The 26400-nt window shown below is 32.2% G+C and carries 26 protein-coding genes; 6 read left to right on the top strand and 20 right to left on the bottom strand.

Features of this window, described 5'->3' with window-relative positions; translation table 11 throughout:
• Positions 1-11: 11 nt before the first annotated feature.
• The 5 genes from DK441_RS19250 to DK441_RS19230 all read left to right on the top strand — a co-directional run bounded on the left by DK441_RS19250 (position 12) and on the right by DK441_RS19230 (position 8873).
• Entirely contained in the window at positions 12-1622 is a 1611-nt protein-coding gene (locus tag DK441_RS19250; protein ID WP_109852121.1) for a RagB/SusD family nutrient uptake outer membrane protein, read from the top strand.
• Between the two features lie 125 nt (positions 1623-1747).
• Positions 1748-3664, top strand: a complete 1917-nt coding sequence (gene nagB / locus DK441_RS19245; RefSeq protein WP_109852120.1) for a glucosamine-6-phosphate deaminase — start codon at positions 1748-1750, stop codon at positions 3662-3664.
• 144 nt (positions 3665-3808) lie between these two features.
• Entirely contained in the window at positions 3809-4681 is an 873-nt protein-coding gene (locus tag DK441_RS19240; RefSeq protein ID WP_109852119.1) for an N-acetylglucosamine kinase, read from the top strand.
• A complete protein-coding gene (locus tag DK441_RS19235; RefSeq protein WP_109852118.1) occupies positions 4681-6984 on the top strand; it encodes a family 20 glycosylhydrolase in 2304 nt (767 codons plus the stop codon). The genes DK441_RS19240 and DK441_RS19235 overlap by 1 nt, the downstream gene beginning before the upstream one ends.
• Before the next feature lie 47 nt (positions 6985-7031).
• Complete coding sequence (locus DK441_RS19230; RefSeq protein ID WP_109852117.1) at positions 7032-8873, top strand: Ig-like domain-containing protein; 1842 nt, start codon at positions 7032-7034, stop codon at positions 8871-8873.
• Positions 8874-8946: 73 nt separating this feature from the next.
• Here DK441_RS19230 and DK441_RS19225 read toward each other — a convergent pair whose 3' ends face one another.
• Together DK441_RS19225 and DK441_RS19220 are read right to left on the bottom strand one after the other, a co-directional pair.
• The gene (locus DK441_RS19225; protein ID WP_109853573.1) at positions 8947-9366 is read right to left on the bottom strand and encodes a DUF3995 domain-containing protein; all 420 of its coding nucleotides are present in this window, start codon (positions 9364-9366) and stop codon (positions 8947-8949) included.
• Between the two features lie 2 nt (positions 9367-9368).
• Positions 9369-10502 carry an FAD-dependent monooxygenase gene (locus DK441_RS19220; RefSeq protein ID WP_109852116.1) on the bottom strand — a complete coding sequence of 378 codons (1134 nt, stop codon included), beginning with the start codon at positions 10500-10502 and terminating at the stop codon, positions 9369-9371.
• Positions 10503-10587: 85 nt separating this feature from the next.
• Between DK441_RS19220 and DK441_RS19215 the strand changes: the two genes are divergently transcribed.
• Complete coding sequence (locus DK441_RS19215; protein WP_109852115.1) at positions 10588-11211, top strand: TetR/AcrR family transcriptional regulator; 624 nt, start codon at positions 10588-10590, stop codon at positions 11209-11211.
• Between the two features lie 78 nt (positions 11212-11289).
• Here DK441_RS19215 and DK441_RS19210 read toward each other — a convergent pair whose 3' ends face one another.
• The 18 genes from DK441_RS19210 to DK441_RS19125 all read right to left on the bottom strand — a co-directional run bounded on the left by DK441_RS19210 (position 11290) and on the right by DK441_RS19125 (position 26334).
• A complete protein-coding gene (locus DK441_RS19210) occupies positions 11290-12051 on the bottom strand; it encodes a type 1 glutamine amidotransferase domain-containing protein (protein ID WP_109852114.1) in 762 nt (253 codons plus the stop codon).
• A gap of 68 nt (positions 12052-12119) precedes the next feature.
• A complete protein-coding gene (locus DK441_RS19205; RefSeq protein ID WP_109853572.1) occupies positions 12120-12497 on the bottom strand; it encodes a VOC family protein in 378 nt (125 codons plus the stop codon).
• A gap of 244 nt (positions 12498-12741) precedes the next feature.
• Complete coding sequence (locus DK441_RS19200) at positions 12742-13563, bottom strand: helix-turn-helix domain-containing protein (RefSeq protein WP_108808562.1); 822 nt, start codon at positions 13561-13563, stop codon at positions 12742-12744.
• Positions 13564-13723: 160 nt separating this feature from the next.
• Positions 13724-15268 (bottom strand): amidohydrolase family protein, encoded by a 1545-nt coding sequence (locus DK441_RS19195; protein ID WP_109852113.1) that lies wholly within the window; start codon positions 15266-15268, stop codon positions 13724-13726.
• Between the two features lie 111 nt (positions 15269-15379).
• A complete protein-coding gene (locus tag DK441_RS19190) occupies positions 15380-16450 on the bottom strand; it encodes an AraC family transcriptional regulator (protein ID WP_109852112.1) in 1071 nt (356 codons plus the stop codon).
• A 263-nt stretch (positions 16451-16713) separates the two neighbouring features.
• Positions 16714-17274 (bottom strand): hypothetical protein, encoded by a 561-nt coding sequence (locus DK441_RS19185; RefSeq protein WP_109852111.1) that lies wholly within the window; start codon positions 17272-17274, stop codon positions 16714-16716.
• A gap of 327 nt (positions 17275-17601) precedes the next feature.
• Positions 17602-17925 carry a helix-turn-helix domain-containing protein gene (locus DK441_RS19180; protein WP_109852110.1) on the bottom strand — a complete coding sequence of 108 codons (324 nt, stop codon included), beginning with the start codon at positions 17923-17925 and terminating at the stop codon, positions 17602-17604.
• Between the two features lie 201 nt (positions 17926-18126).
• Complete coding sequence (locus DK441_RS19175) at positions 18127-18678, bottom strand: DinB family protein (RefSeq protein WP_109852109.1); 552 nt, start codon at positions 18676-18678, stop codon at positions 18127-18129.
• 54 nt (positions 18679-18732) lie between these two features.
• Positions 18733-19269, bottom strand: a complete 537-nt coding sequence (locus tag DK441_RS19170) for a Crp/Fnr family transcriptional regulator (protein ID WP_109852108.1) — start codon at positions 19267-19269, stop codon at positions 18733-18735.
• A gap of 275 nt (positions 19270-19544) precedes the next feature.
• Positions 19545-20972 (bottom strand): serine hydrolase, encoded by a 1428-nt coding sequence (locus DK441_RS19165; protein ID WP_109852107.1) that lies wholly within the window; start codon positions 20970-20972, stop codon positions 19545-19547.
• A gap of 233 nt (positions 20973-21205) precedes the next feature.
• Positions 21206-21664, bottom strand: a complete 459-nt coding sequence (locus DK441_RS19160) for a hypothetical protein (protein ID WP_109852106.1) — start codon at positions 21662-21664, stop codon at positions 21206-21208.
• 146 nt (positions 21665-21810) lie between these two features.
• On the bottom strand, positions 21811-22224 hold the full coding sequence (locus DK441_RS19155; RefSeq protein WP_109852105.1) for a hypothetical protein: 414 nt from the start codon (positions 22222-22224) through the stop codon (positions 21811-21813).
• A gap of 57 nt (positions 22225-22281) precedes the next feature.
• Complete coding sequence (locus DK441_RS19150; RefSeq protein ID WP_109852104.1) at positions 22282-22815, bottom strand: Crp/Fnr family transcriptional regulator; 534 nt, start codon at positions 22813-22815, stop codon at positions 22282-22284.
• Positions 22816-22839: 24 nt separating this feature from the next.
• The gene (locus DK441_RS19145; RefSeq protein WP_109852103.1) at positions 22840-23751 is read right to left on the bottom strand and encodes a TolB family protein; all 912 of its coding nucleotides are present in this window, start codon (positions 23749-23751) and stop codon (positions 22840-22842) included.
• 61 nt (positions 23752-23812) lie between these two features.
• Complete coding sequence (locus DK441_RS19140; protein WP_109852102.1) at positions 23813-24163, bottom strand: DUF1801 domain-containing protein; 351 nt, start codon at positions 24161-24163, stop codon at positions 23813-23815.
• Between the two features lie 159 nt (positions 24164-24322).
• Positions 24323-24880: a YbhB/YbcL family Raf kinase inhibitor-like protein gene (locus tag DK441_RS19135; RefSeq protein WP_109852101.1), complete on the bottom strand. Its 558-nt coding sequence runs from the start codon at positions 24878-24880 to the stop codon at positions 24323-24325.
• A gap of 89 nt (positions 24881-24969) precedes the next feature.
• Positions 24970-25809 (bottom strand): AraC family transcriptional regulator, encoded by an 840-nt coding sequence (locus DK441_RS19130; protein ID WP_109853571.1) that lies wholly within the window; start codon positions 25807-25809, stop codon positions 24970-24972.
• A 123-nt stretch (positions 25810-25932) separates the two neighbouring features.
• Entirely contained in the window at positions 25933-26334 is a 402-nt protein-coding gene (locus DK441_RS19125) for a hypothetical protein (protein ID WP_109852100.1), read from the bottom strand.
• Positions 26335-26400 lie beyond the last annotated feature (66 nt).

The following is a 26400-nucleotide window of genomic DNA, read 5'->3' as shown; positions in this document are numbered from 1 at the left end:
AATAGAATATCATGAAAAATATATTTAAAAAAATAATCATTACTGCTTTTATCTCGGTATTTGTACTCTCATGTACAGACGATTTCGAAGCATTAAATACAGATCCTAATGGATTAACGGATGCACAAAGTGAAGCCGATTTTATTAATGTAGGTGGACCATTTAATCCTATCTTTTTAAACCTATACAGGTATGATCCTGCATGGCATACACAGTTACAACATAATCTAAATGCAGATACCTTTAGTGGATATATGGCCCCACCAAGACCATTTGCAGGAGGTGTAAACACAACGAATTATGGTTTTATTGATTTTTGGGATCGATGGGCCTGGGACATCCCATATTCTTCTACAGGAGTTATGCAAAATGCTTCGTTAGTTAAAGAACGTGGAGAAGAAAAATTTCCATTAATCTATGCTATTGCAAAAATACTAAGAGTTGAAGGTATGCATAGAGTAACAGATGTATATGGCCCGATTGTATATTCAAAATTTGGAGTACCCGGAGCATCTTTTCCAGAATATGATACTCAACAAGAAGTATACAACCAATTTTTTATCGAACTTGACGAAGCAATCGCCACTTTATCTACAGATCCAACCAATGAACAATTCACTAACTTTGATCTTGTATATGGTGGAAATTATGCACAATGGATAAAATTTGCTAATACACTTCGATTACGTTTAGCTATTAGAATTTCGAAAGCAGATGCTGCTAAGGCAAAAACTGAAGGAGAAAAATCACTAGCGCTTGGTGCAGGGCTTTTAGAAACTAATGCTGATAATTTTATTATTAAAGGAGGAGCAAAACATCCATTAACTGTTTTTAATTCTGAGTGGAATGACGTTCGTATGAACGCTTCTATGGAGTCTATACTAGTTGGTTATAATGATGCCAGAGGTCCTGTTTTATTTGAAGAATCTACTGTAACACCTGGATCTCTAAAAGGATTAAGAAGTGGATTACCATTATTAGATGGATATACAGATGATATTGATCAAAAAGACGATTATGTTGGTTTTTCTAGATTAGGAAATTCTTATATAATTGATAAAACTCCAACTACAGATATCCAATTAATGACTGCTGCAGAAGCATATTTCTTAAAGGCAGAAGCTGCCTTAAGAGGATGGGCTGGTGCCGGTGATGCGCAATCAAATTATGAAATGGGAATCACAACTTCTTTTGAGCAACACGGCGCTGCTGGAGCATCGACCTACATTGCTGATAATGCCTCTACACCTATTGATTATGTTGACCCTGTTGGTTCTCATAGTACTCCTGCATTAAGTACGATTACTATAGCCTGGGATGGCGGAGCAACAAATGAAGAAAAACTAGAGCGAATTATTACTCAAAAATGGATCGCTATGTTCCCTGATGGACAAGAAGCATGGAGTGAGTTTAGAAGAACAGGATATCCAAAAATATTCCCTTCGGTAGCTAATAATAGTGGAGGTACGGTAGATACTGATATTCAGGTAAGAAGATTACCTTTCCCAGATAGTCAACGAAGTACTAACCCCCAAGGAGTAGCGCAAGCAGTAACACTTCTTAGTGGTCCTGATAATGGAGGAACCCGACTATGGTGGGATGTTCCTGGCGGAAATTTTTAATTTGAGTTAGCCAAATAATTACTGATGAAAGAGATGGATAGAGTATACTCTCTCGACTCCATCTCTTTTCATCAAAAGCCTTGAAATAAATAAAAACAATAAAAATATCAAACTCTTGAGGAAAAATGATCCAGGAAATTGAATATAAACAGGTAGGACAGTTTGAAAAAACGAAGTTTGAGAAGATTCATAATGAAATATTCCCCGATTCTTCGACAGCTTCAAAACTTGTTGCCCACGAAATTGCAACACTAATTAAACAAAAACAAGAAGAAGGAAAACCTTGTGTACTCGGTCTGGCTACAGGTTCTTCACCTATAAAAGTATATGAAGAATTGGTGAGCCTACATCGTTCTGGAGAGTTAAGCTTTTCAAATGTAGTTACTTTTAATCTGGATGAATATTATCCTATGGATACGGGTCACCAACAAAGTTATTATCATTTTATGCATCAACACTTATTTGATCATATAGATATTAACCCAGAAAACATCAATATCCCCGATGGCACCATTCCTGTTACAGAAATGGATCAGTACTGCATTGATTATGAAATGAAGATCAAAAAGTATGGTGGATTAGATTTTCAACTCTTAGGAATTGGTAGAACAGGACACATCGGCTTTAACGAGCCTGGATCGCATCCCAATTCGGGAACACGAATCATTACATTAGATCACATCACCAGAACTGATGCTTCTTCTGATTTTAATGGTTTAGAAAATGTTCCTAAAAAAGCGGTTACTATGGGAATAAGTACCATAATGAAATCCAGAAGGGTGTTACTATTAGCCTGGGGACATAAAAAGGCTACAGTAGTAAAACAAACCATAGAAGGTGAAATAACATCCAACATCCCCGCATCTTTTTTACAAGAACATAAAAATACTACGATCATCCTTGATTCTGAAGCAGCTTCTGAACTTACACGAATCAAAACACCATGGCTTGTAGATCAATGTATCTGGAAAGAACAATTAAAGTTTAAAGCGGTAACCTGGTTGAGTCAAGAACTTAATAAACCTGTCTTAAAACTTACAGATAAAGATTATAATGATAATGGAATGTCTGGTCTTTTGGCAGTCGAAGGGTCGTCTTATGATTTAAACATTAAGATTTTTAATAAACTTCAGCATACCATTACAGGTTGGCCAGGAGGAAAACCAAATGCAGATGATACCAACAGGCCCGAGAGAGCTCTACCTGCAAAAAAGAGGGTTTTAATTTTTAGCCCTCACCCAGATGATGATGTTATATCAATGGGAGGAACATTCTTAAGATTAATCGATCAAGGGCATGATGTACATGTTGCTTATCAGACTTCGGGTAATATAGCCGTTACAGATGATGAAGCCTTAAAATTTTCTGAGGTAGCCAATAGTGTTCATCCTGGTAAAGATGAAGATACTTTTAGGAAGGTTATTGCATTTCTTAAATCAAAAAATCAAGGTGATATTGATATCCCAGAAGTTCGTTTAATTAAAGGATTAATTCGAAGAATGGAATCTTTGGGAGCTACTCGTTATTTTGGATTAGATGATGATAAAGTTCATTTTCTCGATCTTCCTTTTTATGAAACCGGAAGAATTAGAAAAAATCCTCTAGGAGAAAAAGATGTAGCCCTTACAGCAGATATTATCGAAAAAATAAAACCGCATCAAATATATGCAGCAGGTGATCTTGCCGATCCTCATGGAACTCATAAAGTTTGTCTAGATGCTATTTTTGAGGCTGTTGACAACCTAAAAAGTAAAAGCTTCATGAATGATTGTTGGGTATGGTTATATAGAGGTGCCTGGCAAGAATGGGATGTTTCTGAAATTGAAATGGCTGTACCTCTAAGTCCACACGAAGTATCCAAAAAAACTAATGCCATTTTATATCACCAATCTCAAAAAGACAGGGTGATGTTTCAAGGAGAGGATTCTAGAGAGTTTTGGTTAAGAGCTCGTGAAAGAAATAGAAATACAGCGATATTATATGATAAGCTTGGTCTCGCAGATTATGAGGCTATAGAAGCTTTTAAGAGATATTTATTTTAAAAATTAATGCTTTGTTTGTTAGATAAATTTTTGCAAAAAAACAACCTTCCCTCATGTATTGAGGGAAAGTTGCTTTTAAAAAGAATCTCTTCGCTATGCACCAACAATAAGACAATACATAAATGATAAATAAACTAATGACTAATGATATTATTTGCAGATAGTGGTTCTACTAAATGTGATTGGGTTCTTGTTAAAAATGATGGGGAACTCGTTCATAAAACTAAAACCGATGGTATAAACCCTCTTTTACTTTCTGACGATGCTATCATAAATATTGTTCAAAAAGCAGATACAATACTACAAAAAAGAGATCTTATTCATAAGATTTACTTTTATGGAGCAGGGTGCGGCGAGGCTGATGCTAAGAAAAAAATAGCTCTCGTACTACAATCTATGTTCAAAAATGCAACATCTATTGTTATAGAAGAAGATATTATTGGAGCTGTAAAAGCTACTACAGAAAAACCAAGTGTAGTATGCATTTTGGGAACAGGAGCAAATTGCTGCTATTTTGATGGAATAAACGTTATTCAAAAATCTCCTGCTTTAGGATACCTGTTAGCAGATGAAGGAAGTGGTAACTATTTGGGAAAAAAATTAATTAAAGATTATTTTCTAGGCAAAATGCCATCAGATACGGCCTCATTATTTAAGAATGATTATACTACCGAGCTTAATCAAATTCTTGATGAGTTATATTGTGCTGATCACCCAAATAAGTATTTAGCCTCTTATGCTAAGTTCATTTTTAGAAATCGGGGAAATGTTTATCTAGAAGAAATTTTACATCATGGTATTTCAAAATTTATAAGTACTTACCTTTTCCAGTATAAAGAAGAATTATCCAAATACCCTATACACTTTGTAGGTTCGGTAGCCTACTACTCGCAAGACATTATAAAAAAATTATTAGATGACCGTGGTTATCGGGTTAAGGGTTTTGTAAAAAAGCCTATAGACCATTTAGTTAATCGCATGATCACACAAAGAATTTCTCAAAAAACAAGTCAGTAATGAGTTTACGAATTATACCCATCTTTTTTTTAATTTTCATGGCCTGTAAAAGTCCTGATTCATCATTTCCTGTTAATCGATCTTTGAGTATTACCCCCATACCTTTCAAAGTAGAAACAAAACAAGGATACTTCGAGATCAACAAAAAAACTACTTTTCAATGTAATGACACATCTTCAGAGGTTATTGCCAGTTTTTTTATCGAAAAAATCAAAGCTTTTACAGGTCATTCTTTTTCAATACGTAGTGAGAGCAGCACCAAAAACAATATTCAATTAATCAAAGAAAGTACTCTAGATTTTGGTGAAGAAGAATATCGTTTATCTATATCAAAAGATGAAGTAAAAATAAAAGCTAAAACTGATCAAGGATTGTATTATGGCATGCAGACTTTTATGCAACTTCTTCCGTTATATGATGCTAATCTCAAAAATCAAATGCACCTCCCTATTAAAATCCAGGCTCTAAATATAGAAGACAAACCTCGTTTCGGTTGGCGAGGGATGCATCTGGATGTTTCAAGGCATTTTTTCTCTATCGACTTTATCAAAAAACAACTTGATGTATTATCACTTTTCAAAATCAACAAATTTCATTGGCATCTCACTGATGATCAGGGGTGGAGAATTGAAATCAAAAAATATCCTAAGCTTACAGAGATTGGCTCTAAAAGAAAAAATGCAGATGGTTCGTTTCATCAAGGATTTTATACCCAGGAAGAAATAAAAGAAGTTGTACAATATGCCAAAGAAAGGTTTATTGATGTAATTCCAGAATTTGACACACCGGGACATGCTATAGCCATTTTAGCTGGATACCCCGAACTTTCTTGTAGTAAAGAAAAATATGAAGTAAGAAATCTATGGGGTGTAGAATCCAGTATTCTTTGTGCAGGAAAAGAAGAAACTTACACTTTTATAGAAGATGTAATCCAGGAACTAGCGACCCTCTTTCCTTATGAATATTATCATATGGGAGGAGATGAAGTGCCTAAAGATCAATGGAAAAACTCTTTAGAATGCCGAGAGTTGAAAAAACGCGAAGGCTTAAAAGATGAAAAAGAGATCCAAAGCTATTTTATGGCTCGTGTAGAAAAAATCTTATCAAAATTTGATAAAAAAATGATTGGCTGGGATGAAATCCTGGAAGGTGGCATTACTCCTACGACCAATATTATGTCATGGCAGGGAGAAGAAGGAGGAATCAAAGCTGCTAACAAAGGACATGATGTCATCATGACTCCTGCAAAATATTGTTATTTTAACTTTTATCAGGGTGACTTTAAAGCAGAACCATTAGCCTTTGGGGGGTATATCCCACTAGAAAAAGTATATCACTACGATCCAATACCAAAAGAAATTAAAGACGATAAAAAGAAACATATTTTGGGTGCACAGGGAAATGTATGGACAGAATATGCTTATGAAGACAAAACAATTGAATACCTGTTATACCCACGTATTATAGCATTGGCTGAAACTACATGGTCGCAAAAAGAAAATAAAAAATTCGATGATTTCTTAAATAGATTGAATACTGTTTATGATGTACTAGAATATCATCATGCCAATTATCATATTCCTCTTCCTGAGGGGCCTACTTCAAATAAAATTGCATTTATTGATAGTGTAAGCATTCCTTTTACCACCACACATCCGGTTAAAATGGTATACACTACAGATGGAACAGATCCAAATGCATCTAGTACAGCATATACCGAACCCTTGCATTTTAAGGAAAATGCAGAACTACGAATTGCCTCCATATTGAAAAATGGAAAAATGAGTAGTATTCGAAAATTGAACATCACAAAAGAAAATCCTATTGCTGCTTCTAATACAGCAAAACTATCTCAAGGGCTTATCATGAAAGAGATAAAAGGGGATTTTAAAAGTATCAATGATATTAAGGATACTACAAAAGTGCATACTTCTGTAGTTCAAAAAATTAAAGATGCTAATACCACTTACCATTGGGGTCATGAAGTGAATAAGAATAACTTCAAAGCTGTTTTTCTTGATGGTTATGTTGATATCCCAGAAGACGGAGTATATTATTTTTCTAGTACTCAGGATCAGGTTTGGATAGGAAATCAACTTGTTATTGATTATAAAACTCCATTAAAAAAACACCCTAAAGAAAGTTCGATCGCATTACAAAAGGGAAAGCATAAATTAAAAATAGTGTATCTAAACAATATAGCAAAAGGTTGGGCTACAGATTGGAATACTGTAGAACTTAAATACAGAAAAGCTTCTGAGGTTGATTATAAAGAAATAAACGAAAACATGATTTTTCATTAGCTGTATAATAACCTCTAAATATTCACAAACTCTTAATTTAATACACAATGAAATTACTTAAAAGATTATCAGTCGTCTTACTCATACAGGTATTCTTATTTTCCTGTACGAATGAAAATTTTTTAGAAGAAGGGGCCGCAGAGGTTCAAAATTCTGAAGCAAATCTAACAGACAAAACAGCACTCACAGAACCTATTGTCTTAGGGTATTTCCCTTCCTGGTCCGAAAGCTGGGCTGGGCCTGGGCAAGGATCTAAACTAAGAGATATTCCAGAGCACATCACTCACGTTTTTTTGGCTTTTGCAAAGCCTAATCTTCGGTATCAAAAAGGTTCTTTAGATATTACCAATACAGGTATTCAAACTCCTTATGGAGGGGATACTTTAAAAGAATCTGTTGCAGCGCTAAAATCAAAAGGAATCAAAGTTATTCTATCTGTAGGTGGAGAAACGTACTGGGGTACAGATGCAGCCTATGACATCAATTATCAACAGATCAAAGATCTTGTAGATGATATGGGATTCGAAGGTATTGATTGGGATTTTGAACCTAATGGTAGTTTTGCTACTATAGGTGATCCTATAAATGTACAACGCTTTATCGATTTCTTTACAAATTCGAGAGCCATTATGCCAAAAGGACAATACCTATTAGCTTGTGCTCCTGCTGGTGTTGGAGCCTTAGGTGGCGCAAATAATGATGATCCCTCCTCTCCTTTTGCTTATAGTAAAAGAAACACAGTAACAGGAGAGTCTGATACCAACCTATTTAATGCAACTTCTCCTAATCAAGCCATTAGCTTATTTGGTTTTGCTACTACCGGGCATATGATCCCTGTAATGGAGGCTGTTGGTGATAAAATCGATCTTATTGCATATCAAGGATATAATACAGGAGCTGCCAGTAACAGAAAAATCATGTATGATGCCTATAAACATTATTCAAGCCAGTATGGGTTTTCTATTGCAGCCGGAGTTCATTATCCTAATGAGCCTTGGGGACCGTATTATGAATATACTTATCAAAACGTAGCAGAACTATCTAATCATATTGCTGTAAATAATACCTCTAATGATGGAGTTATGATATGGCAATTATTACTGGGTAATACGACTTCATCGGCATATGGATATCTTCATGTTGCAAGCCAGGTACTAAATGGTACATCACAATCTCAGGCTATAGCAAATGCAGAAAACTATCCAGAATCTCCATACACTGGCGATGGCGGCGGAGGCGGTGGATCAGGCTGTGAATCTGCTCCCTGGAATGCCTCTGCTACTTATAACACGGGACAGGAGGTTGTCTATAACAATAAATTATATCGTGCAAAATGGTGGACCAAAAATGATAATCCATCATCAAATGCAGGAGATGGACTACCATGGGAATTCGTTCAGGATTGTAATGGTAACGGGGGAGGAAACAATCAATCTCCATCTGTATCTATTACATCTCCTACAAATAATCAATCTGTAACCGAAGGACAATCTATCAATATTACAGCAAATGCTTCTGATACTGATGGAACAATTACGAAGGTTGAATTCTTTCAAGGAACTACTAAGCTCGGAGAAGACACAACAAGCCCTTATAGCTATTCCTGGAATAATGCTTCTGTAGGAAATTATACCCTAAGTGCTATTGCTACAGATAATGCTAATGCAACAACTACATCGGCTTCAGTATCTATTACGATTACTTCTTCTGGTGGTGGTAATGGTGGTTCTTGTAGTGGTATTGCAAATTGGGAAGCATATCCAACAGTATATAATGTGGGAGACAAAGTAGTATATCAAGGTACATTATACGAAGCTCAATCGGGACCAATATGGGTAACCCCAGGTAGTGGAGAACACTGGTGGAAAACCATAGGTACCTGTAACTAAAAATAGTTTTTGATTGTTAAAGTCCTCCGACACATTGGATCAGTGAAGGAGGACTTTTTTATATCTGTATTTTTCATTTTATAAGTTGAATTAATATCCCGATTACTCCAATTACCAGGCATAATGGAGAAAATATTTTTGAATCTGCTTTCGAGAATTCGGTATTCTTTATTCTCTTGAAAAAGCCAACATACTTAAACTCTCCTATGGCCCGTAAGATAAAAACAGAAGGAATAAACCAGTATCCATAAATTGTTATCCAATTTGAGATCATAATATTTATAAGTCCGGATTTTATCAGATAAGCCACCCCAAATAAAACTAATATAAGTCCTACTAGTAAGGTTGCAAATTTAGGAATCGCCAGCATATTTTTTTCATTGTCTTTTGTAGGAATAACTTTTTTTAATCCCCATACACCTCCAAAAAGCCAGTAGAAATGAAAGCCTCCTAGTACTATAAAGATTAAACACAAAATTATAGATAGTATCATAATCATAAGTTTGGGATTTGAAAGATGTGTTCAGATTGTTTTCTATTGAATGAAGAAGGTGTCATTCTCATCAATTGGTTTCGAATTCCGATTAAAATTGGATTTGATAAATGTGCAATTTTCCCGAGCATCCAACTTGCCTTTACTACTTGATGTGCTTTAGGAAGTCTTAACTTTTGAAAGGTTGCAAAAGCTTGATCCACTTCATATTTATGTAAACACTCTGATAGAATATAAGCATCTTCTATTGCCTGGCATGCTCCTTGTCCCATATTTGGAGTCATTGCATGCGCTGCATCACCAATAAGACAAACCTTTTCCTTATACCAAAAACTAGTCGGTTTTAAATCTGATATTTCTGCTGTATTTATTTGTTCTTTTTTAGTTGAAGAAATTATACTTTTAATAACCGAATTGTACTTATCAAAGTACTTTTCAATATCATGTACAGAAAATTCATTTTTGTCATTTTTGAATGATTTCAAGGCATACCAATACACTTTATGCTCTGCTATTTGAACAAATCCGAATCGATCTGTTTTTCCCCAAGCTTCATTTAGTTCGTTTTTGTATGTATTAGGAAGTTTAAAGTCTGTTACTCCTCTCCAGCAAATTTGCTTAGCATTTCTTATTATAGTATCTGGAAACAAATGTTGTCGCACAACTGATTTTAGTCCGTCTGCACCAATGAGTGTAGCAGATTGAATTTGCTTTCCATTTTCAAACGTTAGTGAATATCCATTATCATTTGATTTTACCCTTTTTAGACAATGATTTAAATTTACATCATTAGATTTTAATTCATTAATTAAAATTTGTTGTAATGTACCTCGATGAATTGCAATATTCTTTACTTTATGTTTTTTCTCGAAAAAGGATAAATCAACTTTAGAAATAGGATTTAGATTTGTCTTAGTAATGTTCATTGTAGAAATGTAATTTCCATTATCTTCAATTACTTTTCTTAATCCTAATTTTTCATACACTTGCATTGCATTATTGGCTAGAATAATCCCCGCTCCGACAGGTTTTATATTCTCAGCTTGCTCAAAAATTCTTGTTTCAATACCTTTCTGTTGAAGTGCAATTGCAGTAGTTAATCCTCCTATTCCTGCTCCAATAATATCTATAGTCATAAAAAAACAATTGTTAATATAGTACAAATGTACTAAAAATAATCAACCTAGTACGTATGTACTAAAAAATGATATCTTTGTATAGATGAATGCAACAAAACAAAAGATTTTAATAAAATCCCTGAATCTCTTTAATGATTCTGGTATTTCAAATGTATCCTTAAGAGCCATTGCTGATAAGGCAGGGATTAGTGTTGGTAATCTGCAATATCATTTTAAAAAAAGAGAAGATATAATTGAAGCGCTCTATTTTCAGTTAGTTGAAAAAATCGACAGTATTCTTTTTATAAAAACCGATGATTTACTGCAATCATTTTTAAACATCTCGATAGAAATTTTTACCATACTTTACGAGTATCATTTCTTTTTATTGGATTTTATAACTATTACAAGGAAAAATCAGAAGATAAAAAGGCATTATTCTGAGCTTTCAAAACGAAGAGAAATAGAATTTATAAACATTGTGGATGTTCTTATTAAAAATGGGGTATTTCGTGAAGAATTGTTAAAAAATGAATATCACAGTTTATTTAAAAGGATAGAGGTTATTAGTAATTTTTGGTTTTCTTCTATTTTGATTCAAGCCGATGTTTTGTCAAAGGAATCTATTGAGCAATACTCATTATTGATCAGCCAAAGTATTTATCCATATTTAACTGATAAAGCAAAAAAACAGTATAGCACTATTTTCCCGCATCAGTTGGTTTAATTGATAGTAACATTTCTTGTATATAGTGTGGTGGTGTTTATCGTACATAGATATTATGCACTCTTCTGTGTATGGTTTTCATTCGCTTTTATTAAGCAATTTTAAAACTTCTTCTGCAACAAATTTTCCACTTGTAGAAAATGATGCGGTTATCAATCTGTTTTTCGAATCAACAACTTCGTAATTCACTTTCTTTTCGTGATCATATATTTTTAGATCAGCCCCTCTTTTTTGCATTTCAATTTCCATATCATAAGGTAATAAAGCACCAAAATTCGATTGTTTCATAATATTTTTCTCATTCCAGGAAGGAAAACTTGTCATGGTTTTGTTGCTTACCAAATATGCTCCTGATTTCAATTTTACATCAATGAGCATTGCTGTTCCGTGACCGATTGTCCCGATTACTCCATTTGATTCATAGATTTCGGCAATAATTTTCTGAACTTCTTTATTTTTGTGAGTATCCCAAAACTGTCCATATCCTCCGGGAATAAAAACAGCTAAATATTCTTCTGGATTAATGTCTTTGGGCTTAAGGCTGTTTTTGGTCTTGTCGTTAAATACATCTGATTTTATGATTGATTTTACTATTTCAGTTGTATCTCCGCTATGATACATTGGGATTTCACCTCCTTTTGGCGACATAATATCAATCTGATACTGCTTTTTAGAAAATTCATTAAATGGAATTGCTAATTCAATCAAATAAGTTCCATTTGGTTTACCTCCCATCTTGTTAACGCTAGTGGTTATAAACAATATCTTGTTTTTTTCTACTCTCTTATTACAAGAAATCATTAAAAAGACGAATAGCAATAGTGTACAATATTTTTTCATTTCATTTTTTGCTTATGATGAGTATACAAGGCCTTGTAGTACTATTCTTTACAGTGTTGCGCATAGTTTTATTCTGGTTTTGTATATGTAATTAAATCAATACCTATTCCGTTAGGATCTACAATAGCAAAGTGTCTGTCTCCCCATGGTTCATTGCGTAAGTCAATTTCAATGTTTACACCTTTCTTTTTAATTTCAGTATAGATTTTATCTACATCATCAACTTCAATAGTAAGATACATACCATTACCAGCAAAGGGTTTTTGAAATATAGGTTTTTGTGTTGGATGATTAGGTAGTAAAAAACTAATTTCAGCTTGACGATTAGGAGTGTGCATTAACAGATAAAATTCATTTTCAAATGTAACTCCAAAATCGAGTACTTTTGTGTAAAACTCTTTAGTTTCGGTTAGTTTTTCGGTGATAATTCCTGCATTTAGTTTCATAGTTTTTAAATTTTGATTTGTCTGAGAAAATACTTGCGTGGCAGCGAATAGAATAAATGTAATTTTAAAAATTTGTTTCATCTGTTCTTTTTTTATTGTTTTTTAATTGTCAGATGGAATTCGCCATTGATCATATCGGTTGGTATTAACCTAATTATTATGGCTCATTTCATCATTTTAAGTTTTTATTTACTCTTCAAAACTATAGCGTTAACACAATTAAATATTGTAAAAAACGGACATATTACTGAGTTCTCTTAAAAGCTTTATTTGGAGTGACGCCATAAAAATTTTTAAAATCTTTAATGAAATGAGATTGGTCATAATAGCCAATATCATAAAAAAGTTTGTTTTGTTTAAGACTTTGATTAGATGGTTTTGCTTTTAATATATTTTGAAACTGAACAACTTTACTGAATGTTTTGGGAGAGTCACCAATATAGAATTGAAAAAGCCTTCGTAATTGTCTATTACTAATTCCTACATCAACATCTTTTTCTATATTTAATACTCCATAATTTTTTAGAATTGTATCTATGGCATTGTAAAGTCTGTTGTCATAATCAAAAACAGTATGATTTAAAATATTGGTAAAGTAAATGTCAAATTTTAATTTAATCTCTTCAATATTTAGCTTAGGGTGAAAATGACTAGCTATAAATTTTGATGTTTGCGGTACAAAATCTTCTAAATTTTGAAACTTGTTACTTAGTTCGCTTGCATTAACCTTAAAGATCTGAGGAAATATCGTTGGTAAAAATCTAACACCAATGTAGTTGAATTCTGGTTGTAATACGTATTCTGTGTATTTTTTACAAAAACCAGCAACAAAATTATCTTTAGGATTATTTATTTCAAATAGAATATCAATACAACCATCAGAAACTACTTTATAGCTAAAAGCGCCATTTAGTTTTTCGGTTGTTTTTAATTGCCAGTAGCAATAAATGTAAGGTTGTAATTTTGTTGTTGGTAAAAACTCAATATAATTTACATTTTCTTTAGTTTGCTGTATGGTGGGTTGAATGGGTTGAAACAGCCCTCGAATATGTCTTGTTAAATTCATATTACTTAATCATGGCTATAAAAATAGTATGAGTTTTTTCATGATTTAATTTTGTGTTTTGGTCAGCTTGCATGCAACGATATGGCTGTGACAAGTACAGAAATAAAAGTAGTAACTTTCTAGTGACTATTTAGAAATTTCTTGCTTTTTTTAGACAATTCTAATCATCTACCCTTGCAGAAAGTGTATTTCTCTCATATTTTTTACCATGCACAATAACAGAATTTATCGCATTATATGCCGATATATTATCTAACGGATCTTGATTCAATAGCAATAAATTTGCTGTTTTACCTTTTTCGATAGTCCCATATTTGTCATTTATATGAAAAGCATTTGCGTTATTAAATGTAGCAGCCATAAATATCTTTTCTAATGAGATTCCCGCTTCAACCCAATGTTTCATCTCTAAAAAACCATTGTATCCAGGAGGATTTGCATGATTGTTCATAGCAGGTGTGTCTGATCCAAATAACAAATTACCATTTTCACCAGATAGATAGTTCGTACTAATATTGATTTTATCTAAAACTAACTGCATCATACCAGCTATTTCTCTATCTGGGGTCTCTGAGTCAAAATAATCTCCACCATAGGTCATAATTCTCTTTTTTTGCCATAATCCTTCGTCGGTTTTTAACCATTTCAGTAGATTAGGAGGCAATACATTTTTTAAATTTGAATCATTTATAAAATTAGAATTAAAGACATCTTTTTGCCCAGCAATTACCCTAAAAGTTGGCTGATACCCAATCTTTTTATCAGCAATAGTCGATAATAATTCTTTATGAGTTTCTGGAAGTTTACTCACATTTAAATACTCTTTTAATAATCCCCAATGCCACATTCCGTGAGCAATAATATCAACATTAGCTTCTGATCCGAATTTTTGCGCAGAAAATGAGTTTGCATGTAGCAATACAGGAATGTTTTCACTTTGTGCCTGATGTACCAAATCTTTCATAATATCTAATGTGGGTAATTCCCATAGCATCTCTTCGGTACCACCAAATCCATCTTCATAAATAGTTTTCATGCAGATTCCACCTTGTTTATTAACGATATCGGAAACTACTTTTTTTACAGAGTGATCATTACTATTTATTGTATCTGGTATACTAACATTTTTGTTGTATTTGTCATGTAAAAAGTTTGGATAGAATTTATATCGATCTTTTGGATGATCCTCGGCCATCATAAAATCATTCATCACTTTTACTTGTTCGCCACATGTATAAATGTCGGGTTTAATCTCCTTATCCTTGATTTGTTTTATAATTCTAGGATTATAGTTATTAGGATCAATTAGCGTAGTGTAACCAAAATATAAATAACTATTTGGAAGCTGCTCATAATAGCTATTTGCCAATTCTGGCAGGTCTCTTACATGTTTGTAATTCATCCCTGCAATAGAGCTTAAATGTACATGTGAATCTATTAAACCAGGAGTTAAGTACTTTCCGGTTCCATCAATTTTTGTATAAACGCCTTTTACATTTGGTTTCTGCTTTCCGCAAAAAAGAATAGTCTTATTATCGATCAACACATTTCCTATATACTTTTTTAGTATACCGTTTTTGTTTGCAGATATTATAGTAACATTATCTATATATAATCCGTTATCTACATCGAAGGTAGGGTTATCATTTTTACATCCTATAATAGTTAGTAATATGCTAAAAATGATTGTTCTTGATAGATCCATTTTTTTATCTTGTTTTAGACAAAACTATCATAGAGAAAACGGGTTGTCGCCTTAAAAGAAGATTTAGGACTCAAAATATTTTTGTAGTCGTCTCAAAAGAAAGATTTAAGATTAGTAGTTATTAGAGTTTTTATATTGTGATGGAGATAATCCGGTAGCTTTTTTGAATGCAAGATTAAAAGTTGATTTAGAATTAAATCCACAATCAAAAGCAATACTTAACATTTTATAATGCTTATACGCTTTGTCATCTAATCTTTTCTTTACTTCTTCAACTCTCCAATTATTAATATAATCATTAAAATTCTTATTACTATGTTCATTGATAACAAAAGATAGGACTTTTGGGTTTACATCTAGTGAATTCGCAAGAGTGATTAGAGAAACATCACCATCTAAAAAAGGTTTTTTATCATTCATAAAAAGAGTTAACTTATCTAATAAATGCTTGCTTTCTCTCTCTTTTAAAATAAAAGTTTTCCTTGTTGGGGTTTCCTTACCGACAAATAAAAATTGTGTATGGATAACAATTTGTAAACTCAAATAATAAAGAATCACAGCTAATAGTACCATTATTGGGTAATAGTATATGAGTTGCATGTTGTAGTCAAAGTAAATCCATTCTGCTAAAACATAAACTATCCAAATAATAAAAAAACCAAAAAACATGAACGTTAGTTGATTTAATAATTGGTATAGTATTTTAGAATAGTAAGACTTATTTTGCTTGTGTAAGTTATAGGTTAGGTATAAATATATTACGAAATAAACGATGCTAAAACTTTCGTTTATTTTTATAACATTTTGCAGATACTTCTGATAATTAACAGCGTCTCTAACCGTAAAATAAAATAATATATACCCAAAATTTATAATGAGAAAAGGCAGGAAATGCTTGCCTTTAAATCTTATAATTTTTGTAGTGTTTGAGCATTCTTTAGTATATAAATAGAATGCAGGAGAAATTAATAAAATGAAATTGAGATTAACCAGAAATGAAGCTTGATTTTCATAAATACCTAATATTAAAACTCTTCCTAATATAGCAGCAAAACCAATTAATATTAGAGCCAAATAAAATTTTTCTTGTTTCGATCTGAAACCTTTTATTAAAAACAATACCCCAATGATAAGACCTTGCAGAGCACCAAAAGAAATAATAAAATTAATTACTTTATACAAACTTTTAATTCGTTAAGTTATTTTTCAGTTCAAATGTTTACAACGTTTATTATATGTATCGCAGTAGCATAAAATGTTACTTAATTCTTGTGATATCAAAGTATCAAATATTGGAATTACCTCTAAATAAGGTTCACCCCAAGAAAATTTCTTTTCTTCCAATCTGCATTTTGGTAATGTTTCATGATCTACCTTCATTTAATATAGCCTATTAACAATTACTTACAACGGTTTGTATTAAATGTGTTTTTATATTTTGTTAGCTACTTTTTATTTTTTTTATACAACTCAATTGCTTTTAAATAATTTATAGCACCGTTCATTGTCATATCATTAATAAAACCATCTAACTCAGGGTGATTTGCGTTAACCCAACTCACCAAAGAATCTACTTTTCTTTGCCAAATTTTCCAATTAGCACCAATACATTCTAAGGATTCAATTTTTGAGATTTTTCCAGAAGTAAAAGAGATTTTATATTGGCATACCAGAGGGTTGTTTTTTAAAAACTCAAAACGAATAGAATTTGAAGTTACAGAGGCAATAATCTGATCATTTTTTTCTACTAATTCGACTATTTTATATGATGTTCTAAATATAGAGTCCCACTTAAATTCTTCATAAAAACTATCATGGGTATAAGGCATAATGTAATCTCCTGCAGTAATTGTAATACTATCATTTATAAATGTTTTTAATTCATTGTAGTTGGCTGTATTTCTGGCATTATAATATTTAGTGACAATCTCTTTATTAGTTAATTTCTGATCGCTGCATCCTATTAAGAAACACAAAAGAAATAGTATGAGAAAAGTGTTTTTCATTAGTCGTTTTTTAAGGTTCTGTAACGTTATAAGTATGTGTCGTAACAGCGTAAAATGTTACTAAGTCACAGTTTTTTATGTACAATGTTATACACTGGTATTTATTTTAATTTTGCACCAAATTCTCCTAGTTTATTAAAAATCTCGTAATATGCGTTAACGCCCTCTTGATCTTCAATATTTGTATTTACTAATAAAATTCTGCCTATTTCATCTTTAGGGTTGAAAAACATTAAAGCTGAGACTCCCGGATCTCCCCTTGTGATTTGTTATCAGTCCAATTACTAACAGAATTATTGGTTTAAAAATCACCGTTTTAGAGCAACTTTATAATTGTTTGCCAAATTCATCAAGGACTTCTAATACAGAAATAAGTTTTTTTCCTTTTTCTGTTAGAGAGTATTCTACTTTTTTGGGATATACTTCATAATCTTTTTTTTGAATGACCCCATCCTCTACCAATTCACCCAGCTGTTTGGTTAATGCTCTTTTAGAAGCTTCTGGATTGTATCTTTCTAAGTCTTTAAGCCTACAACTTCCTCTATTAAGTTCGCATAATAATGCGAGTTTCCATTTTCCCGAAATAACATGTAATGTTCTCTCCATCGGGCAATCAATTTTTAACGGTGTTTTTCTAGTGTAGGTTCCCATGTATAATGTTTCTTAAAATTACAAATAAACATAGTGTGTATCGTTAACGAAAGTATAAAAAATAGTCCTTTTACCAGGCAGCACTTGTGTTTGTAGTTCTCCTCCCCTTATTTCATTATGTATACTTCAGCTCTCAGATTACTACAGAAGGTTAAAAATAGGCAATCCTAAGAAATTAAGAACTCTTCCCTTACGAAGTAATTATGAGTAGCTATTCACTATTTTATTACATTGTGCAATATGCCTCTGGTTATGATAAATAAGTACCCTAAACGTATCTCCTAATTTTAATGTTATCCATTTCGAAATACTGATCGATGTTTTAATTTTACTTAGATCTTTATTTCTTGCTATATCTAATAATTCTAATGTCTTGTGTTGTTGTGCAATAAACCGGTCAATACATTTTTCATCCAGATCACTGTTAATCGGATTTTTATCTTTGAATGTTTTCATGGTATTCAGTTTTTCTCTGGGAAGCATCATTTTTGCAAAATAATTTCCCAAAAGACCTGATGTGAAAACAGGTACATTTTTTCTTTTTGATGTTAGCATTCTATTTTCAATCTCGGGAAGATAAAAGTCCCCATACAAATTTAGGTGTTCCAGGCACTCTAAAATACTCCAACTCTCTGGTGTATTTCTCCAATTCAGTTGTTCTATGGGCAACTGATTATATTTTTCTGCTTCATTTATATTTTTTCGTGTTCTTTCTACCAAATCCTGTAGTAATTCTTTTGATGCTATCTTCATTTGTTTTTTTTATACAAAACTCTATGATTTGAAGTTTTAAAACATTGATCGAAATTAAGATTTTTTGATTCTCGAAAGTGTTTCGGGAGTCATTCGCAGGTAGGATGCAATATATTTATTGGGTATTTCCTGAAATAGCTGAGGGCTACGTTTTAAAACCCTGTTATACCTTTCTACAGGAGAAGTAGTTAAAATATCTCTTTCTCTTTCCATTTGTTGTAAAACAAAATTTTCAAAAATCAGATACCACGTTTTAGTGTGCGCCGCAGAAGACCATATAAAGTTCATAAGATTTGCTTTTTTAATCACTTTTAAAGTTGTTTTCTTTAAAGCTTGAATATAAAAATCAGATGGTTTTTCGTTTATAAATGAATCGAGAGCTGCAATAAAATTGTTTTTATATCCAAACCTAATGGTATGTTCTTCAAACTCGTCTATCACAAAAATTCTTAAACTACCGTCTACAACCAGGTAGGCATTGGTGTCAATACTTCCTTTTACTTTTAAATATTCATTTCTATCCAGTTTCAATTCTTTATCCCATAAATTTTGACTGTTTATCTCTTCTAATAGGGTTGAAATTGGGTTCATATTTTTGCGTGCTGGTGTTCGTCTTTATACAACAAAATCACTTTTTAGTACAGGGTTTTGTTGATCTTATACTAAAATAGCAAAAAGAAGTAAACTTATGGTTTGGCATCGAGAATTTCTAAAAAAGAAATCAGATGTTATAACTATCTATGTAGTGCTATTCGGGTTTATATTTTTTTCCGTTTATAAATATTTCTCCGCCAAGTTCTTCTATTTCATATAAGATACCTCATCAAAACATCTATGCTATACCCCTTATTTTAGACACAAGGCACTTATTCCTTATTTCGTTTCCCATTTGATACTAAAGTCGTTCTGGATCCAACGGCAAGGCTCTCTATCTTTTTATCCTCATTTATGGTAAAGTCAATCCACCAATCGGGATCGGATTTAAAAATAAATTTGTGTTCACTAATCGGTACAATTACAAACTTTCTTCCCTGATCTCGCTGCGAATTAAGCTGTCCGTTTTCTAATGTGATGTTACGAATGGTTCCATCTTCATGAGTATAGGCTCCCGTAAATTTCTTTAACACACTTTCATCAAAGGATTTAACCTGTTCTAGATTAGGTGAAATCCCTAGAACATCTGAAGCTAACTGTACAGCAAGCCCTGCCGGATGACTTCTATTTAGGTTTGATAACACGATAATCTGTAAGTCCTCTTCAAGAATCCATAGCGAGTAACATTCGGTACCATGTATGTTTCCTCCATGCTCAACCGTAGTATACTCACCTAAAGTTGTAGTCCACCAACCTAACCCATATTTAGTTTTTCTACCATCTTGCAGGCTTTGAGAAGTGAACGCAATCTGTTTTTGTTTCTCGGATATCAATGTATTGTTTTTTAAAGCGTCGTACCAAATAGTCATATCATCGATAGTAGAAATAATGCCGCCATCTGCAAGTGTTCCTGGTTTTACAGCTTTTGCATGAACAATTTTATGAGGTTTTTCCTCAGCTATTTCGTATCCCTTAGACAATTGCGGAACGATTTCATAAAAATCATAGAAACTTGATTGTTTCATGTTTAACGCATCAAAAATATGCTCTTGAACATAAGCTCTAAACTCCTGTTTGGAAACGTTTTCAACAATTTTGCCTAATAAAACATACCCAGAGTTCGAATATTTCCAGTCGGTTCCCGGTTTAAAATCAAGTGAAACAGTATTGATTACATTTACAATAGTGTCCATCGTTACCCGATCTGTACCATGATGATCATAAGAAGGTTTCACATCTGTGTATTCTGGAATTCCTGCAGTATGCCCTAATAACTGTCGAATCGTAATGCTATGATCATGTGATTGTTTATATTCGGGGATATACTCTTTAATATCACTATCCAGAGATAACTTCCCTTGTTCTTCTAACATTAAAATACAAACAGCAGTAAATTGTTTTGTAATAGAGGCGATACGGAATTTCATATCGGTTTGGGCCGCTACCTGGTGTTCTATATTTATGTTTCCGAATGCTTTTTTGAGCAATGTTTTTCCGCCTTTACGGATTAAAACCACTGCTCCTGCTCCATCGGCCGGATAATGAAGATTAATTTTCTCCTCTAATAACTGGTTTAGTGTAGCTTTTTCTTTAGTTTTTGGAGCATCGGGTTTTCTTTCGGTTGCACATGCCATAAAAAATAAAATTGACACTACTATAATACTAAGGAGCACAAAGCTTTTTGGTCGAAACAAGTTCATATAGATATATTTTGTACTTAAGACCTTCGTTTTTTTAAAAGGTTACATTGAACTATCTATTTTATTAGATCATAATGGGCCGTATGTCTCTAACAATTAACAACGAATTGATTGTCTCCTGTTATGCCTTTTTGTTTTTAGTGTAGAGTGTTCGTTATCGAGTAACTTAAGTTATCTAAGTATCAATTCGATAATCATATTTTTTGATTTTTATAATTTGTGATACTACAAGTTTATTTGAAACTAAATTGCTCTGATCTCATGTATAACGTGGTAAACAGTTTTTTTAATTTATCATCTAAATCAGGGAACATATACTTATTCTTTTTTACATCATACTTAAATTGATATTCTGGCAAGTCAAATCCAAAATGCTCAGATGCCCAAAATGCTATTCCGTAAAACATGCCTTCAACTTGATAGTCACAATGATTTAGCTCTATCTTATTTAGAGTTATTGTGGTTGGCGTATCAATTTTCTTTTCAATTATGGTACTTACCCAGGTAAGACCTTCTTTTAATAGTTCAATTTCAACATCTGTTAAATGTGTAGTATTAGCTTTGTATTCAAAATACAGGTTATCAGATATTTTGTCTCCCTGACTGCAATTTTTAACACCAGCCGAAATTTGTACCCAAATACCCCAACTTGTTTTTCGAATTCTATAAAGAGATGTAGATGATTTCTGCATATTATTACGTGCTTATGTCTACTATTTATAGGTATATGTCCTAACATGATAAAATGTTACTTAGTCTGCTGAATTAATCTGCATTTATTTTAAAAGAATATCTCATTTTTCAGTTTAACACAGGATCTAACCTCATCGTACTACTTTTAATCAAAAGTAAGTATATCAGGGGCTAGAAATTCTGTTTTTGCTTTTTCAGAATTAAAAATATCAAAACTATAATGGTTATCGATGAGTTGCTTAAAATTGGTTTTTAACTGCGGAAACTCAACTATAAAATCTTTAAAATTATCAGATTTTGATTGATTCATGAAGTGATTCACCGCTTTGGTTGCAACAATAGTTAGTGTTTTGTTGTATTTGTCTTTTGCTCCTACAAATTCTACAAAATGCTGTAGCTGTGCATGTATCTTTTTTTCGGCTTGTTTAATACCATGATCATTAATCATAATCCACGCCAATCGTAAATGTGCTTCGTGACTAAAAATTTCGGGATTAAGTGTACACTGTGTAAATTGATTTTTAAACACTTTGTCTGTGAGTTCAAAATGCTTTTCCATATTGTTTCTCTTTTATACTATTTCTTGATACAAAGGAACGAATACGTTATTTTTTTCTCATTTACATTTGTCGATAAATTGTTTTCGTGCTCTACTTAACTGTGTTGGTGTAATGCCTAAATAGTTTGCAATGTAATAATGTGGAATTCGATTGATCAAACTGGGATATTCTCTTAAAAAGAGTGTATACTTTTCTACAGAGTTCAAATTTAACAAAGACACTAATCTTGATTGTAACTGTTTATTAAGTTTTTGAAACTCGTTTGTCACTATTTCGGTAATATTTTTGTCTTTATTAACCCAAGACATCACTTCTGAGTAATTTGCTACAGAAATTTCGCATTTCTCTAAAGCTTCAACAGACATGACTACATTTGTATTGGGAATATAACTACCAATAATCATATCTCCTTCTTGATAAAAATGAGTAGTGATTTCATTGCCGTCGTTATCATACACAAATCCTCTCATTACGCCTTTAATCAACATACCAATTTCTATACAAGGTTTGCCATATTGAAGAAAAAAATCACCTTTTTCTAATGATATCGTCTTGTGTATCGACTCGTTGATTGTTTTCTTTTGAGACATTTTGAGTTTCAATTACGCACCGCGTTACTTGCTTTTTCTTAATTCATCGATAATTTTAGTACTTACCCAGTAAATATCTTGATTACTTGTATAGAAGAAATATTTACCATCTTTTGATACAAAAGGACAAAGTTCATGGTTTTTTGTATTGATTTTTTCTCCCATATTAATAGATTTTGTCCACGTCCCATCGGTATTCTTAAAACTAATATAAAGATCTCCTCTACCTAGTCCTTCTGGTCGTCTTGCACAAAAAATAATGTACGTTTCTTTTGGGTCAACAAAAACATCGGCTTCGTAATTTGAGGTATTAATCGAATCTCCCAGTGTAATCGCTTTCTGAAATTCTCCGTTAATACTTTTAGAGGCATATATATCAAAGTCGCTTTGCTTTTTCTCTGCAGTTATTTTGTTGGATGAAAAATACATCGTTCCGGTTGCTGTAAACGAAATATAATATTCATTTCTATTAGAGTTGATATTGGGCCCGGCATTTATAGGTTCTGACCACTCGCTACCTTTTTTTTCTACATACCATATATCGTGATCTTGTTTGGCTCCCATACCATCTAATGTTCTTTCTGAGATAAAATATAATCTGTTTTCATCTGGAGAAAGAAATGGATCATTAAACCCGTACTTATCATGGGATAAAATAGTTCTAGGTTTGCTCCATTTGTTTTCTATAAGTTCTGAATATCTTATTTCGGTTCTTCCGTTTATATCTACCCCATAGAAAAATTGTGTTGCTTCGGTATTAAAAACCGAACCAAATTCTGATTCAGTATTTTTAGAAATAAGACCGGGTGCGAATATCTCTGGGTTTACAGATGGAGGTTTTTGTTCAAGATATTTAAGACGGTCATCTATTTTCTGACTGCTACATATTAGCGGAGTTAATAAACACCATAAAAAACAATTAATTAGTAAACGCATATGTTTTTAAGTTTATTTATTGAAGGTAATGTTTTCTTATATATATTGCCATTCGCTAGCTTTATTTTTTAGTATAAAGCTCCATTGCCATATCAAATATGCTATGAATCTTTTCTATCGGAATATCTTTATTCGGGTCAATCATTAATAATTTTGTAAACGTTCTTTTTCCCTGAATTAAGTCTGGATGGTTAATTTTTACACCTTTTCCAATTGCTATATAAGGGAATTGTGTTTTTTTATCTACCCATAAATAACAAAAAATTTGATTTTTATACATAAAACAAGGTAGGCGGTAATACCACCTCGATTCAAATTCCGAATTATAATCGGTTATTATAGTTTTTAACACCAAAAGGCAACTTTTAATTGGTTCTTCTTTATCATAATAAAAATTGTCTATTGCCTTCATACAAATTATTTAATAGCTTATACCACCTATATCAGATTCTATAAATGTATTAAAAAAGCGCAAACTTTTATGATTTGCGCTTCATCAACTATTTTATATGTGATTGGTAATTATCTTATTCGTAATTACTTAATTCTATCAAATTTTGATCAGGGTTCCTTACTCTTTAGTTCTTTGATAGTACATCACTATACTCGCTTTAGCTATAGTATTATTCCAAAGATAATACCCTACAACTGCAGGATTGGAGTTTTCGTTAAGCCCTAGTTTATCTGTTTTTAAAGCATAAACGGTAATAATATATTGATGTATCCCGTGTCCTTCGGGAGGGCAAGGTCCTCCATATCCCCCTACTCCAAAATCTGTAATACTTTGTATGGCTTCTTTTGGGACCAAATTTGATTTTATATTACCAGCATTCGATACTAATTCTTTTATATTCTCGGGGATATCAAATACAATCCAATGCCACCATCCACTACCTGTTGGTGCATCTGGATCATACATCGTTATTGCAAAACTTTTTGTGCCTTTTGGTGCATTCTTCCACGAGAGCTGCGGAGATTCATTGTTTCCGGTACAACCAAATCCGTTAAATTCTTCATTAATAGTGGCTTCTCCACCTATAGAAGTACTCATTAATGTAAACGTCTTTTGCGCAAATGAAGATATTGATATGGTAAGCAGTATGCTTAAAATAAAAATTGATTTTTTCATAATGGTTTATATTTAATTATGCATACAAAATTATGAGTTATTGAGGAAGAAACTATATTTAATTTAGGTCAAAAAGTAGTGCTAAAAGTTCAATCTAGTTGATACTGTTTTGGGGTAACACCAAATTTTGTTTTAAATGCGTGTATAAAATTCGAAAGGTTTTCATAACCAATTTCCTGATAGATTTCTGATGGTCGCTTAGCATTATTCTTTAACATAAAAGCCGAGTGTTCTAACCTCTTATCTAAAAACCATTTACTGGGTGATTGATGAAAGTGTTTTTCAAATTCTCGTTTAAACGTGGATACACTCATATTTGATAAAAAGGCCAACTCCTTCAATGTCATTTTTCTTAGTTTATTATTTTCGACCACACTAAGGAAATTTTGAAAGGAGTTGCTTTGATGAGTCATCATTGAATTTATAAAACCTGTCCCTTTAGTTTCTACTAAATAGATCATAATCTCTTCAAATTTTGTCTGAATCATCTTTTTTTGAATACTCTGCGACAGTCTCGAAATATCAACTAAACTATTTACGTAGTTTTTTATAAATTGATCATATTGAAATGAGTATGCTGATTGTGGCACACTACTATTAGACGTTTTGATATCGAATTTCTGAATGAATTGTAGTATTTCTTCATTCGAGAAAAACAACAATACACTTTTATAACTTTTATGTAAAGGCGAGAGTTTTTCTGTCATTAAACAATGCCCCGATTTCATTAATAGGAAACTAGAATTCTCGATTAAGAAAGATGAATTATTTGTAAAAACTTCCTTTTGGCCATCAATCAAAAAGCTAAAGACATTTTTTGTGAGTTTGATTTGTTGTTTATCGTGTTCTCTAGTGGATTGATAATAGTATAGGTTAGTACATGTATGTTCATCAGGAGTTAATTCAATAGGGAGTGTTATTGTTTTCATAGGAGTTCTTAATTTAAGAAATTCCATTGTTCTGGGCGGTACTTTTTCTAACTTTTGTCAAAAACGCTCTAATGTAACAGATCATTATTATACCAGAACATGCATACGATGTCTACTTATTTTTTAATTCCAGATAGAATTTCCTGTTCGTAGTTTCCATATGGTATTATTGTCTACAAATTTTAGAGAAGAACTGTTTATGATTTCAAAAATAATATCATTTTGAAATTCTATTATCTGCGATGATGAATATATTATTATTTTATTATTTCCGACTTTATAATTTGCAGAGTATTTTATGTCGGTAAATAGTATTTCGACATTCTCATCATCGATAAAACTTAATTCCTGATGGCAGTTTATAAAAAAATTGGGATCAGTTTGAGCATCTATGCATTCTTGTTCGGTTTCAAAAAAAAGATAGTCAAACGTTTTTCCTACAAATTCGTTATTTTGGGAATCATCATCGTTTGAACAGCTTAAAAGCACTATTGCTACCATTAACAATAAAAAATATTTTCCCATTTTCGTTTTTTAAATAGATCCCTTTTTAAAGAAAAGGTTGCGTTTGTATCTAATGTATGGCTATGA

Source organism: Aquimarina sp. AU58, assembly GCF_900312745.1.
GTDB classification, from domain to species: Bacteria; Bacteroidota; Bacteroidia; order Flavobacteriales; family Flavobacteriaceae; genus Aquimarina; species Aquimarina spinulae.
Note: the sequence above shows the minus strand (reverse complement) of the source record. Positions and strands in the feature narration are given on the sequence as shown.